Raw genomic sequence first — 13483 nt, 5'->3', positions numbered from 1 at the left:
GTACGAGACTCATCATAGTTTGACATATCACGTACTACGAGAGCTATCGTACGAAGCGTTCCCGGCGCCTCACCGGCACCCCGGGCCATGTCGACTGGAGTCTGCCGTGTCTGCTGCGAGTGCCCTCTTCGAGCCCTACACCCTGCGGTCCGTGACCGTCCCGAACCGGGTCTGGATGGCGCCCATGTGCCAGTACTCGGCCGAGGTCTTCGGGCCGAACGCGGGCGTGGCCCACGACTGGCACTTCGCCCACTACGCGGCCCGCGCCGCCGGCGGCACCGGCTTGATCCTGGTCGAGGCCACGGCCGTCAGCCCCGAGGGCCGGATCTCGCCCGCGGACCTCGGCATCTGGAACGACATCCAGGTCGAGGCGCTGCGCCGGATCACCGCCTTCCTGGAGAGCCAGGGCACCGTCCCCGGCATCCAGATCGGGCACGCCGGCCGCAAGGCCTCCACGGACCGCCCCTGGCTGGGCGGCGCGCCGCTGAGCCCGGACAGCGAGGAGGGCTGGCAGCCCGTCGGCCCGAGCCCGGTGGCCTGGGACGAGCGCCACGCCGTTCCCACCGAGCTGACGGCCGGTCAAATCCATGACGTCGTCGGCCAGTTCGCCGACGCGGCCCGCCGGGCCCTCGACGCCGGGTTCAAGGTCGTGGAGATCCACGGTGCGCACGGCTACCTGATCGGCCAGTTCCTCTCCCCGCACTCCAACAAGCGCACCGACGGGTACGGCGGCTCGTTCGAGAACCGCACCCGCTTCGCCCTCGAAGTCACCGACGCCGTACGGGCGGTGTGGCCCGAGGAGCTGCCGCTCTTCTTCCGCATCTCCGCCACCGACTGGCTGGAGGAGGGCGGCTGGAGCGCCGACGAGACCGTGCGCCTGGCCACGCTGCTGAGGGAGCACGGCGTGGACCTCCTGGACGTGTCGACCGGCGGCAACGCCTCGGGCGTACGCATCCCGACCGGGCCCGGCTACCAGGTGCCGTTCGCCGAGCGCGTGCACAACGAGAGCCCGCTCGCGGTCGCGGCCGTCGGCCTGATCACCGAGCCTCAGCAGGCCGAGAAGATCCTCGCGAACGGCGAGGCGGACGCGATCCTGCTGGGCCGCGAGCTCCTGCGCAACCCGTCCTGGGCCCGCCAGGCGGCCCGCGAACTGGGCGGCTATATGCACGTGCCGGACCAGTACCAGCGCTCGGTCTGACACTCGACTGCCCTATATTTCAAGGGATTTGAAAGGTCTCACTCACTCCGGTGAACGGACCCTTCGTCGCGCTGTCGCCGTGGAACGCGATGCGACAGGCACCCCGCGGCGTGTCCGCGTCCGGCCCTAAATCCCCTGGACAGCGGGCTAGTTGACGTGATCCGGTTCGGAGTCTGCGATCTGCTCGTAGAGCGGCTGGGCCTGGAACCAGCCCGCGAAGTGGCCGCCGAGCTGGCCGCGGGTGTGCAGGGCGGTGTCGCGGTCGATGTGCCTGGGGGCGCCGGCGGCCATGGCGAGGAGCTGGGCCTGGCAGGAGCGCTCCATGGTGATGAACCACCACACCGCCTCGGCGACGGAGTGGCCGACGGTGAGCAGCCCGTGGTTCTGGAGGATCACCGCCTTGTACGCGCCGAGCGCCGCCGCGATCCGCTTGCCCTCCTCGGCGTCGCTGACGACGCCCCGGTAGTCGCTGTAGAGGCCGTGGTCCTCGAAGAAGGCGCAGGCGTCCTGGGTGATGGGGTCGAGCGGGATGCCGAGGGAGGAGAACGCCTTGCCGTGCAGGGAGTGCGAGTGTGCGGCGGCGATCGCGTCGGGGCGGGCCTGGTGGACGGCGGCGTGGATGACGAACGCGGCGCGGTTCACCGGGCGGGTGCCGCGCACGAGGTTGCCCTCGTGATCGACGAGGATCAGGTCGGACGCCTTGATCCGGCCGAAGCTCATGCCGAACGGGTTCACCCAGAACCGGTCGGGGTGCTCCGGGTCGCGGACGGTGATGTGCCCGGCGACACCCTCGGAGAAGCCGAAGCGGCCGAACAGCCGGAATCCGGCTGCGAGTTGCTCCTTGCGGTAGCAGCGCTCCTCCTCGACGTCCTCGAAGACGGGCGGCATGGGAATGGTGGCCCCTTCGGGCATGGGGCCCGCCGCGCCCACGATCACCTCGGCGGAGGCCGGAGCCGCGCCTTCGTCACTCATGTGCGTTCCTCCTGGAGGGAGTTGCGGGTGGGCTGAAGGGAGTTGCCGGGGAGCCCGTATCGGATACATTCACGTATCCGATACGCGTTCGGATGCTTTCCGAGTGCGTACGCGCTGTCAAGGGTCCGGGAGTGACGAGTGCCCAAGGGAACGACGAAGCGGCGGCCGCAGACGCTGGCCCGGCTGCTCGACGCCGCGCTGGAGGTGTTCGCCGAGTCCGGCTTCGGGGCGGCCAGGATCGAGGACGTCTGCCGTCGTGCGGGCTACACCCGGGGCGCCTTCTACTCGAACTTCTCCTCCAAGGAGGAGCTGTTCTTCGCCCTCTTCGACGCGCACGCGGCGCGCGAGCTGGAGCGGATCACCAGGCTGGCCGACGAGACGGACGACCGCGATCTGTCGGTGACGCGGATCGCCGCGCTGCTCTCGCACGTCGAGCCGGATGAGCGCACCTGGTTCCTGGTGACCACCGAGTTCACCCTGTACGCGATCCGCAATCCGGAGGCGGCCGCCCGGCTCGCCGATCACGACGCGCGGCTGCGCGAGGAAGCGGCGGCACTGCTCGGCGCCCTGCTTGCGAGGGCCGGGCTCCGGCCGCGCGGGGATCTGGCGGAACTCGTTCGGGCCGTGGTCGCGCTGCGTGAGGGGGCGCTCGGTCAGAGTTACGTGGAGCCGGATGTCCTGGCGCCGGGCGCCCTTGCCGAGCAATTTCTGCCGTGCCTCGTGGAAGCGGTGACGGAACCCGTCTGAGCTGCTTCTTTCCCGTCTTGGAGGCCGTTGTCAGTGGCCGGGTGCACACTGGCCACTATCCGGAACAACGGCGTTTTGGAGGGACGGGCATGACCGAGGTATTGCTCACGGTGGGTACGCGCAAGGGGCTCTTCGTCGGCCGCAGGCGCGGCGGGACCTGGGACTTCGAGGGGCCGCACTTCAACGCCCAGGCGGTGTACTCCGTCGCCGTCGACACCCGGTACGAGCCGTCGCCCCGGCTCCTGGTCGGCGGGGACAGCGCGCACTGGGGACCGTCGGTGTTCCACTCCGACGACCTGGGCCACACCTGGACGGAGCCGAAGCAACCGGCGGTGAAATTCCCGGAGTTCACGGGTGCTTCGCTGGAGCGGGTGTGGCAGCTGCGCCCGGCGGGGCCGGAGGCGCCGGGTGTGGTGTACGCGGGGACGGAGCCGGCCGCGCTGTTCCGCTCGGAGGACGGCGGCGAGAGCTTCGAGCTCGTACGGCCCCTGTGGGAGCATCCGACGCGCTCGCGGTGGGTGCCGGGCGGCGGGGGCGAGGGACTGCACACCATCGTCACGGACCCGCGCGACACCCGGGCGCTCACCGTCGCCGTGTCCACGGCGGGAGTGTTCCGCACCCAGGACGGCGGGGAGAGCTGGGCCCCCGCGAACAAGGGCGTCTCGGCAGTGTTCCTGCCGGACCCGAACCCGGAGTTCGGCCAGTGCGTCCACAAGATCGCCCAGGACCCGGCCGACCCGGACCGCCTCTATCTGCAGAACCACTGGGGCGTCTACCGCAGCGACAACGCCGGTGAGCAGTGGACGGACATCGGCGCGGGCCTGCCCTCCACCTTCGGCTTCGCCGCCGCCACCCACCCGCGCCGCTCCGGCACCGCCTACGTCTTCCCGATCACGGCCGACTCCGACCGGGTCCCGGCGGACAACAAGTGCCGGGTCTTCCGCACCGAGGACGCGGGCAAGAACTGGGAGCCGCTCTCGGAGGGCCTGCCGCAGGACGCCCACTACGGCACGGTGCTGCGCGACGCGCTGTGCACGGACGACGCCGACCCGGCCGGGGTGTACTTCGGCAACCGCAACGGCGAGGTGTACGCGAGCGCCGACGACGGCGACAGCTGGAGCCTGCTCGCCTCGCACCTGCCGGACGTGCTGTGCGTACGGGCGGCGGTGATCGATTGAGGTTGGACGGGGGCGGGAGTGCGGCGGGTGCTGCGCCAGTAGAGTGACCGCCGTGGCAGCACGACCGTTGAAAGAGATCGTCGAGCCCGGCTGGGCGGACGCACTGGAACCCGTGGCCGGAAGGGTCGCCGCGATGGGCGACTTCCTCCGGGAGGAGATCGCGGCAGGGAGGACTTATCTGCCGTCAGGACCGAATGTGCTGCGGGCATTTCAGCAGCCGTTCCACGAGGTGCGGGTGCTGATCGTCGGCCAGGACCCTTATCCGACGCCGGGGCACGCGGTGGGCCTGTCGTTCTCGGTGGCACCCGAAGTGCGGCCGCTGCCGGGCAGTCTGGAGAACATCTTCCGCGAGCTGAACTCCGACCTGGGCGCGCCGAGGCCGTCCAACGGCGACCTGACGCCCTGGACGCGGCAGGGGGTGCTGCTGCTCAACAGGGCGCTCACGACAGCACCCCGCAAGCCCGCCGCCCACCGGGGCAAGGGCTGGGAGGAGGTCACCGAACAGGCCATCCGGGCGCTGGTCGCGCGCGGCACCCCGCTGGTGTCGGTGCTGTGGGGCCGGGACGCCCGCAATCTGCGTCCGCTGCTCGGCGACCTCCCGGCGATCGAGTCCGCACACCCCTCCCCCATGTCGGCGGACCGCGGCTTCTTCGGCTCGCGGCCCTTCAGCCGTACGAACGAACTTCTCCAGCGGCAGGGCGCCCAGCCCATCGACTGGCGCCTGCCGTGACGGACGGCGGCGCGCCCTGGGTGCTCGGGGTCGACTCGGGGGGATCCGGCGTCCGGTTCGCGCTGCGCCGCACCGAGCCGGGCTCCCCGGCCGAGGTCATCACCTCCAGGGAGCCGGTACGGACCGGTCCCGGCGGGATCGACGCCGGGCACCTCATCGGTCAACTGCTCCCGGCTGTCGAGGAGTTGATGGTACGCACCGGCGCGGGCAGGATCGCGGCGGTGGCGATCGGCGCGGCCGGGATGGTCACGCTCGGGGAGGAGCTGCGGGCCGAGCTGCCCGGCGCCCTGGCCCGTTCGCTCGGCGTGCGCACGCTCGCCCTGGCCGCCGACGCGGTCACCGCGTACGCGGGCGCGCTCGGCCGGCGGGCCGGGGCGGTGGTCGCCGCGGGGACCGGGATGATCGCGCTCGGCACGGATCTCACAGGGTGGCGGCGGGCCGACGGCTGGGGGCATCTGGTCGGCGACTGCGGCAGCGGCGCCTGGATCGGCCGGGCCGGCCTGGAGGCGGCGCTGCGCGCCCACGACGGGCGGCGGGGCGGTTCGGCGGCGCTGCTCGACCGCCTCACGGCGGTGTTCGGTGCGCCCGGCGAGCTGCCGGGGCTGCTGTATCCACGGAGCGACCGGCCCGCGGTGCTCGCCTCGTTCGCACCCGAGGTGGCGGGCTGCGCCGGGGCTGACCCGGTGGCCGCGGGCATTCTGCGGGAGGCGGCCCGGCACATCGTCGAGGCGGCCGCCGCGGTCTGCCCGGCGGGCACCGGCGAGGAGCCCCAAGTGGCGCTCACCGGCGGCCTGTTCAAACTGGGCGAGCCCCTTCTCGTACCGCTGAGGGAGGAGTTCCACCGCCAACTGCCGTATGCGAGAACGGTCGAGGCGGCCGGGGATCCGCTCGCCGGCTCACTGCTCATCGCGGCGGGCCTCGCGTGCGGGGAGCTGCGACTGCCGCGGGACCCGCGCATGTTGTGGGTTGCGACCGAGTGACGGCGCGTGGGTGCGAGTGGCTGAGTGCCGAGACAGATCAGGATAGTTGATCTTTATGTCACTCTCCGGGAAAAACGGGACAGATACCGCTCAGCTGTCCCCTCCCCGAACAGCCGCCCACGCAAAACCAGTAGCATGCGACGCCATGAGCACCCCCACTGGGCCAGCATCCGGCCTGCCCGTACGAATGCCGCGACCCCGCCAGTCCGGCCGGCACCGCCGCCCGGAACCGGTGGTTGCTCCGGAGGGCGCGCCCGCGCTCGTTCTCGCCGTTCCCGGCGTTCCCGGCCCGGCTGTGCGCAGCCTCGCCGACGAGGTCATCAGCATCGCCCGCTCCGAGCTGCCCGGCCTGCACGCCCGCATCGGCTACCTGGACAGCACCGAAGCCGAATCCGCCGAGTACCCCACGCTCGACGCCGTTCTCGCCCACACCGCCGCCGAGCGCAGCGCGCGCGTCGAGCAGGCGCGTGCCGCGGGCCGCGAGGTCGCCGAGCCCGAGGGCCCGGCCGCCGTGGTCGTCCCGCTGCTCGCGGGCCCCGACAGCGCCCTGATCCGCCGGATACGTCAGGCGATCATGGACAGCCGCGCCGCCGCCGAGCTGACCGATGTGCTCGGCCCGCACCCGCTGCTCGCCGAGGGCCTGCACGTGCGGCTCTCCGAGGCCGGTCTGGCCCGCGCCGACCGCGCCCGGCTCTTCACGGTCGCGACCGCCGCCGACGGGATCATCCTGGCGACGGTGGGCGGCGAGGAGGCTGTGCAGGCCGCCGGGATCACCGGCATGCTGCTCGCCGCGCGCCTCGCCGTTCCGGTGATGGCCGCCGCCCTCGACCAGGAGGGCGCGATCGCGGCGATGGCCGCACAGCTGCGCGGCTCGGGTTCGGTGCAGCTCGCCGTCGCCCCGTACCTGATCGGCCCGGAGGTGGCCGAGGGGCTGCTCGACGCGGCCGCCAAGGAGGCCGAGTGCGCGATCGCCGAGGCGCTCGGTGCCTACCCGGCGATCGGCAAGCTGGTCCTGTCGCAGTACGCGGCCGCGCTGGGCATCACCCCGCAGCCGCAGGGATCGCCGGTCCACTGACCGTCCGCACAACGCGAAGGGCGGGGCCCGCACCGGACAACCGGTGCGGGCCCCGCCGCGTTACCCGGTCAGCGGAAGACGACACACGAGGCGGCGGGCGCCTCGATGGAGCCGGCCCGGGCGGGGATGCCGGTGGCCGGGTCGACGTCGAACCAGGTCACGTCGCCGGAGCGCTCGTTGGCGGCGTACAGACGGCGTCCGGACGGGTCCAGGGTGAGATCGCGCGGCCACTGCCCGCCGCAGTCCACGGTGGTGACGAGGCGGGCCTTCTCGCCCGTTGCGTCAAGGGCGAGAACGGCGATCGAGTCGTGCCCGCGGTTGGCCGCCCATGCGTGGCGCCCGTCGAGCGCGACGACAACCTCCGAGGGGTAGGTAGTCGTAGTCACCCCGTCCTCGACGACGGGCTCCTCGTGGAGGGGTTCGAGGGTGCCGCGCTCCACGTCCCAGCGGCACACGGTGAGCGTCGGCGTGAGCTCGTTGAGGACGTACGCGTGGCGGCCTGCGGGGTGGAAGGCGAGGTGGCGGGGGCCGGTGCCGGGCCGCAGGGCGGTCTCGGAGTGCAGGCGCAGGGCGCCGGTCTCGGGGTCGAGCGCACAGACGCGTACGGAGTCGGTGCCGAGGTCCACGCTGACGACCCAGCGGCCGCTCGGGTCGGCCAGCACCTGGTGGGCGTGCGGCTCTCGCTGGCGGTCGGGGTGCGGGCCGGAGCCGTGGTGCGCGAGAACGGATGCGGCCGGGCCCAGGCTGCCGTCGGGGCGGACCGGGAGCGCGGTGACGCTGCCGGATTGGTAGTTGGCGGTGACGAGGTGCCCGGCGGCGAGGGCGAGATGGGTGGGCCCGGCGCCGCGTACGGGCACGGGCTCACCGAGCAGCCGCGGAACGTCTCCACTGACGTCGAAGGCGGCAGCCGTCCCGTCCGCGTTCTCCCCGACGGCATACAGGACGGCCCCGCCCTCAGCCGGAACCAGGAACGAAGGATTGACGAGGGCGTCCGAGGACCCGAGCGGGGTGAGCGCCCCGGTCTCCTCGTCCACGGCGACGGCGGTCACCCCGCGCCCGCCCGCCGTGGTGAACGACCCGATGAATGCCCGCGCGACCCTGTCCGTGCCCACCCTGCAGCCCCTCTCGCCGTGACCGACCCGCACACCGCGTGCTCCGGCGACCGTAGCAGGGGGTCTAGACCAGCTGGGGGTGCGCTCAGCCCGCGAAGAACGGGATCTCCGTGCCGGGGCCGAGGAAAAGACGAGGCCCGCCTCCGCTCAGGCCACAGCCAAGGCCGCCCGGGGCGAGGACCTCAGCGGTGCGGCCAGCTCCCCCAGCGCTCGCTCCAGGCCGTGCAGGTGGGTGAGAGCGGCCTCCGCGCCGGGGTGGTGGTGGGGGGCCGGCAGCGCGGTGAGGGCGGTCCACGGGGACGGGTCCGGCGACGGGGAGACCAGGGTCGCCACCGCCGCCTCCACGCGCTGGCACGCCGCGGTGAGGCGGGCGTCGTGCGAGGCGGCCGGGTCGGCGGCCACCGCGGCCAGGCCCCGCACCTCGCGGGCGCAGTCGTCGAGCAGGACGAGGACCTGGTGGGCGCGGGCCCTGCGGGCACGGAACGGGCTGAGCGGGTGGACCAGCGGGCCCAGAGAGTGGCGTACGCGGCCGAGCAGGAGTTCCAGTTCGGCGGCGCGGGACGCGGGGTCGGCGCTCTCGTCCCCGGCGAGCCGGTGCGCGGCCGCCGCGGTGCAGCGGCGTACGCAGTGCAGGGCCCGCTGGATCCACGCGTCGGTGGCGGCGTGCGTACTGACCGGCAGCACCAGGGCGACGCCGACGACCGCGCCGAGCGCGCCCACCGCCGTCTCCTGGACGCGCAGCACGAGCAGCCCGGGATGCAGGACGCCGAGCAGTCCGTAGAGCAGCCCCGCCATGACGGTGACGAAGAACATCATCCAGCTGTAGCTGGGCGCGGCCGTGTAGAAGATGCCGAAGACGCACACCGCGACCAGCGCCGCGGTCGGGGCCGGCGCCCCGTCCAGCGGGATCGCGATGAGCAGCCCGGCGACGATGCCGGTGACCGTGCCGAGGACCCGGCGGAAGCCGCGTACCAGGGTCTCGCCGCGTGACGCGGTGTTCACGAAGATCCACCAGGCGGCGCCGACGGCCCAGTACCAGCGGGCCTCGGAGAGCACCTGGCCCACGCCGAGCGCGATCCCGCAGGCCACCGTCGCCTGGAAGGCCTGGCGGGTGGTGGGGTGGGCGAGTCCGCGCCCGGTGAGCGGGGCCGGCGCCGCGGGCGGGATGGTGCGCCGCTCGATGCACCACAGCCCGAACCTGACCCCCGCCGAGGCCGCGATCGCGAGTGCAACTGCCCCGTAGAGTTCGGGCAGTTGAGAGGGAACCGCGTGCAGGAACTGGGTCGTGAAGAACATCATGAAGGCGAAGATCCCGAGCGCCTGTCCGCGCGGGCCCCAGCGCCGCGCGTACACCCCGGCGAAGATCACCGCGAGCCAGCAGGCGTCGCGCAGCAGCGGGGTGCCGTGCAGCGCGGCCGCCAGGGCGAGCACCGGGAATCCGACGGCGGGGAGCAGCGCGGTGGTGACCGCCTGGGAGCGGACCGTGGCATCGCCGACCGTGAACAGCGCGAGCAGCGAGGCGAGGCCCGCGGTGATGGACGCGGGCAGGGAGAGCCCGCAGAGTTCCGCCGCGGTGACCGACAGGCTCACGCCGAGAACTGCCCGCAGCGAGACACGCAGTCGCAAAAGCCCCGGGTCCGGAGCCACAAACATCCTCTTCACGACGGTCGCCGCGCCCCCTTTACGTGCACATTCGCTTCAGGCATGACAAAGGCGCCGCTGGGCCAGGACCGGCGTCGTCACCGTTCCCGCGCGCTGCGCGGCGCCATCTACCTCCAGAGGAAAACATCCGGAGTGACACTGGCTCAACCGAGCTCAATATCACTGCGCCATTGGTACAGTCAAAGCCCTGCCGATAGGACCAGAAGGGAGCCAACGGGACATGACGGTGGACACACTCGACACCCGGATCCTGCGGTTGCTCATCGAGCAGCCGCGCACCAGCATCCGTGAGTACGCGCGCATCCTCGGCGTCGCCCGCGGCACGCTCCAGGCCCGGCTCGACCGGATGGAGCGGGACGGCGTGATCACCGGCACCGGCCCCGCGCTCTCCCCCGCGGCCCTCGGCCACCCGGTGCTCGCCTTCGTCCACATCGAGGTGACCCAGGGCCACCTCGACGAGGTCGGCGACGCGCTCGCCGCGGTGCCCGAGATCATCGAGGCGTTCTCGATCACCGGCGGAGGCGATCTCCTGACCCGGGTCGCGGCCCGCGACAACGCCCACCTCGAAGACGTCATCCAGCGCCTCATCCAGCTCCCGGGCGTCGTCCGCACGCGTACGGAAGTGGCGCTGCGCGAGCGGGTGGCGCACCGGCTGCTCCCGCTGGTCGAGTCGGTGGGACGCGCCTCCGCGAAGTGAGCGGGGTGAGGCGCTCCCGGCGAGGCGCTCCCCGTGAGTCACGTCGAAGGCCTCCGCCGAGTGACCGAGGCGGAACGCCTCCGCTCCTTGGCATGCTGGGACACATGAGCACATCACGCGCCACTTCGGTCATCTTCGATCTCGACGGCACACTCGTGGACAGCGAGCCGAACTACTACGAAGCCGCGCGCCAGGTGCTCGCGCGCTACGGCCTCCCCGATTTCACCTGGGAGCAGCACGCCCGCTTCATCGGCATCGGAACCCGCGAGACCCTGGAGATCCTGGAGCGGCAGCACGCGCTGACCGGGCCGGTCGAGGAGATGCTGGCGGCGAAGAACGCGGCCTATCTGGAGCTGGCCCGCGCCTGCACCGAGGTCTTCCCCGAGATGCGCAAGTTCGTGGAGCGGCTGCACGCGGAGGGCGTACGGATGGCGGTGGCCTCGGGTTCCTCGCGTTCGGCGATCGACGCGGTCCTCGCGGGCACCGGCCTCGATTCCTTCATGGAGCTCGTGGTGTCGGCCGAGGAGGTCGAGCACGGCAAGCCCGAGCCGGACGTCTTCCTGGAGGCCGCCCGACGCCTCGGTGCCGCACCCGCCGACTGCGTGGTCCTGGAGGACGCCCCGCCCGGAGCGGCGGCCGCGCATGCCGCCGGGATGCGCTGCATCGCCGTCCCCTACCTGCCACAGAGCGCCGACGACCCGGCGTTCGCGACGGCGGGACTGCTCTTCCCCGGCGGCCAGCGGGAGTTCGGCGCGGAGCGGGCGTACGACTGGATGGCCACGGGATCCTGATCTCCAACTCCCGCCGTGCACAAGGGATTTGACGGCCAAGCAGATCAATACGTCCGATGGGCCATCAGGTCGAGGATCCGGAATCTCCGACACGATTGACGGCAGGTCTGGACCAATCTACGGTGTGGGGCGCCACCCCCTCGCACCTCCTCAGGTCCCCCCACGGTCCGGGAGCCGCCGGGCCCCCACGCGGCCGCTCCCGGAGGCAAGGAGCACAGCATGATCGGTCGTACGTTACGTCTGCTGGGAGCAGGCCTGGTGCTGGCTCTCGCCGCGCAGGCCCCGGTGGCCGCGGCGCCGAGCGCGACTCGGGCCGACACCTGCGCGGTCAAGTCGAGACCCTCGGGCAAGGTGCTCCAGGGGTACTGGGAGAACTGGGACGGCGCCGCCAACGGCGTTCATCCACCGCTGGGCTGGATCCCGGTGACCGATTCCCGCATCGGCGGCCATGGCTACAACGTCATCAACGCGGCCTTCCCCGTGATCCGTTCGGACGGCACCGTGCTGTGGGAGGACGGCATGGACTCCACGGTCAAGGTGCCGACGCCCGCCGAAATGTGTCAGGCGAAGGCGTCCGGCCAGACGGTCCTCATGTCCATCGGCGGGGCTGCGGCCGGTATCGACCTCAGTTCGAGCGCCGTGGCCGACCGGTTCGTGGCGACCATCGTGCCCCTCCTCAAGCAGTACAACTTCGACGGCATCGACATCGACATCGAGACCGGCCTGGTGGGCAGCGGAGACATCAGCACCCTGTCGGCCTCGCAGGCCAACCTCATCCGCATCATCGACGGCGTGCTCGCCCAGATGCCGCCGAACTTCGGCCTGACGATGGCTCCGGAGACGGCGTACGTCACCGGGGGCAGCGTGACGTACGGCTCGATCTGGGGCGCGTACCTGCCCATCGTGAAGAAGTACGCGGACAACGGCCGGCTGTGGTGGCTCAACATGCAGTACTACAACGGCAGCATGTACGGCTGCTCCGGTGATTCGTACGAGGCGGGCACGGTCGCCGGGTTCACCGCGCAGACCAGCTGTCTCGACAAGGGCCTCGTCGTCCAGGGCACCACGATCAAAGTCCCGTACGACAAGCAGGTGCCGGGTCTGCCCGCTCAACCCGGCGCGGGTGGCGGCTATATGACGACGAGTCAGGTGTCCCAGGCGTGGAACACCTACGGCGGTGCGCTCAAGGGCCTGATGACGTGGTCCATCAACTGGGACGGTTCGAAGAACTGGACGTTCGGCGACAACATCAAGGCGATGCAGGGTCGTTGACGGCCCGATGACGGCCGGTGCCGAGCCCGTGCACTCAGCCCATGAGCCCCGCCCGGCGTCCGTCGGGCGGGGCTCATGGGCGCGCTCGCGGATCAGATGTCGAGCACCAGACGAATGGATGGTGCGGCCCGAGCGGCGGCACTCCACCTCGAAGCCGAGCTCGCCACCCTGCGGGGCCGCGACCTCGACGGCGGAGAACCGCTCGACGTGCAGGCGGTCGCGCAGGCCGAGTTCGGCGCACTTCTCCTCGACGGCGACCAGGAGCGGCTCGGGCCCGCAGCAGTAGATGCGGGTCGTGGGCCCGGCCTGGGCGAGGATGTGGCCGAGGTCGAGGTGACCGTGCTCGTCGAGGGGGCGGAAGGTCACCGCCCGCTCCTCGGCGACGAGTTCGAGCAGCTCCACGCCGAAGGCCCCGCCAACGAGCGTTCAACTGAACGGGGTTCAGCCCCGGGCCCTGCCAGGGAAGCGAGCAGCCACGCACGGTCCGGGGCCGAAGGGAGGTCTGGGGGCGCGGGGAACTACGCCACCGCAGCCCTCAGACCGCCCGGGGCCCATGCGGCAAGAATCGCCCCACCGCCCGCCGCGCGGCAGGGAACATGCCCGCGGCCGGGAGCTCCAGGACGGTCTGCTCCCCTACCCGCTGGAGCGGAACCGCGGGGCGGTACCACGTGCACGGGGAGGGAAGGGGGTTCGGCGGGCTGTCGGTGTGGGCCTTGAGGGCGACGCTGACCAGCGTGAGCAGCAGGTCCACATCCGAGTCGCAGTCGAGCAGGATGGTCACCCACGCCGACCCCGGCTTCAGCCGGATCGCCGTGCTGTGCCGCAGCTCGGGACGCAGTCGCTCGATCGCCGTGTGGGTGAGATGCAGGTCGGCCGCGAATCCGGAATGGAAATGCACCACTTCGTATTCCGCCGTGAAAAGTGCCTCCCCAACTGCGCACCGGGGTGGGCCACTTACCAGGTTCGGCCATGATTGCAACTGGTCCATGGCGCGATGAGCCGCGGTCATAACGCCATCCTCGCGCACACTTCACCCGGAGGACCACCCCCAGCCACCCGTTGATGAGTT

Annotated in this window: 13 protein-coding genes; 9 read left to right on the top strand and 4 right to left on the bottom strand. The window is 71.9% G+C overall.

From position 1 onward, the window contains the following. Positions 1-106 precede the first annotated feature (106 nt). Positions 107-1198, top strand: a complete 1092-nt coding sequence (locus ACSHXC_RS33370) for an NADH:flavin oxidoreductase/NADH oxidase (protein ID WP_438295082.1) — start codon at positions 107-109, stop codon at positions 1196-1198. Between the two features lie 147 nt (positions 1199-1345). Here ACSHXC_RS33370 and ACSHXC_RS33365 read toward each other — a convergent pair whose 3' ends face one another. Then, positions 1346-2170, bottom strand: coding sequence for a class II aldolase/adducin family protein (locus ACSHXC_RS33365; RefSeq protein WP_438295081.1), 825 nt, complete (start codon positions 2168-2170; stop codon positions 1346-1348). Positions 2171-2308: 138 nt separating this feature from the next. Here ACSHXC_RS33365 and ACSHXC_RS33360 point away from each other — a divergent pair, with 138 nt between their 5' ends. The 5 genes from ACSHXC_RS33360 (at position 2309) to ACSHXC_RS33340 (ending at position 6880) form a co-directional block, all read left to right on the top strand. Further along, a complete protein-coding gene (locus tag ACSHXC_RS33360; protein ID WP_438295080.1) occupies positions 2309-2917 on the top strand; it encodes a TetR/AcrR family transcriptional regulator in 609 nt (202 codons plus the stop codon). 89 nt (positions 2918-3006) lie between these two features. Then, the gene (locus ACSHXC_RS33355) at positions 3007-4095 is read left to right on the top strand and encodes a WD40/YVTN/BNR-like repeat-containing protein (RefSeq protein ID WP_438295079.1); all 1089 of its coding nucleotides are present in this window, start codon (positions 3007-3009) and stop codon (positions 4093-4095) included. Between the two features lie 52 nt (positions 4096-4147). Continuing rightward, the gene (locus tag ACSHXC_RS33350; RefSeq protein WP_438295078.1) at positions 4148-4825 is read left to right on the top strand and encodes a uracil-DNA glycosylase; all 678 of its coding nucleotides are present in this window, start codon (positions 4148-4150) and stop codon (positions 4823-4825) included. Next, a complete protein-coding gene (locus ACSHXC_RS33345) occupies positions 4822-5805 on the top strand; it encodes an N-acetylglucosamine kinase (protein ID WP_438295077.1) in 984 nt (327 codons plus the stop codon). Before ACSHXC_RS33350 ends, ACSHXC_RS33345 begins: the two co-directional genes overlap by 4 nt. A 145-nt stretch (positions 5806-5950) precedes the next feature. Beyond that, the gene (locus ACSHXC_RS33340) at positions 5951-6880 is read left to right on the top strand and encodes a sirohydrochlorin chelatase (protein WP_344373560.1); all 930 of its coding nucleotides are present in this window, start codon (positions 5951-5953) and stop codon (positions 6878-6880) included. A 68-nt stretch (positions 6881-6948) separates the two neighbouring features. Here the strand turns inward: ACSHXC_RS33340 and ACSHXC_RS33335 are convergent, their stop codons facing one another. Together ACSHXC_RS33335 and ACSHXC_RS33330 are read right to left on the bottom strand one after the other, a co-directional pair. After that, positions 6949-7992: a lactonase family protein gene (locus ACSHXC_RS33335; protein WP_438295076.1), complete on the bottom strand. Its 1044-nt coding sequence runs from the start codon at positions 7990-7992 to the stop codon at positions 6949-6951. 147 nt (positions 7993-8139) lie between these two features. Further along, the gene (locus ACSHXC_RS33330) at positions 8140-9645 is read right to left on the bottom strand and encodes an FUSC family protein (protein ID WP_438296970.1); all 1506 of its coding nucleotides are present in this window, start codon (positions 9643-9645) and stop codon (positions 8140-8142) included. A gap of 229 nt (positions 9646-9874) precedes the next feature. Between ACSHXC_RS33330 and ACSHXC_RS33325 the strand changes: the two genes are divergently transcribed. The 3 genes from ACSHXC_RS33325 (at position 9875) to ACSHXC_RS33315 (ending at position 12414) form a co-directional block, all read left to right on the top strand. Continuing rightward, positions 9875-10351: an Lrp/AsnC family transcriptional regulator gene (locus ACSHXC_RS33325; RefSeq protein WP_053728505.1), complete on the top strand. Its 477-nt coding sequence runs from the start codon at positions 9875-9877 to the stop codon at positions 10349-10351. A 104-nt stretch (positions 10352-10455) separates the two neighbouring features. Beyond that, positions 10456-11142 carry an HAD family hydrolase gene (locus ACSHXC_RS33320; RefSeq protein WP_438295075.1) on the top strand — a complete coding sequence of 229 codons (687 nt, stop codon included), beginning with the start codon at positions 10456-10458 and terminating at the stop codon, positions 11140-11142. Between the two features lie 219 nt (positions 11143-11361). Next, entirely contained in the window at positions 11362-12414 is a 1053-nt protein-coding gene (locus ACSHXC_RS33315; protein ID WP_438295074.1) for a chitinase, read from the top strand. Positions 12415-12949: 535 nt separating this feature from the next. Here the strand turns inward: ACSHXC_RS33315 and ACSHXC_RS33310 are convergent. Next, positions 12950-13315, bottom strand: coding sequence for a luciferase domain-containing protein (locus tag ACSHXC_RS33310; protein WP_438295073.1), 366 nt, complete (start codon positions 13313-13315; stop codon positions 12950-12952). Positions 13316-13483 lie beyond the last annotated feature (168 nt).

It is taken from the genome of Streptomyces sp. HUAS TT7, assembly GCF_051550175.1.
Lineage (GTDB): Bacteria > Actinomycetota > Actinomycetes > Streptomycetales > Streptomycetaceae > Streptomyces.
Note: the sequence above shows the minus strand (reverse complement) of the source record. Positions and strands in the feature narration are given on the sequence as shown.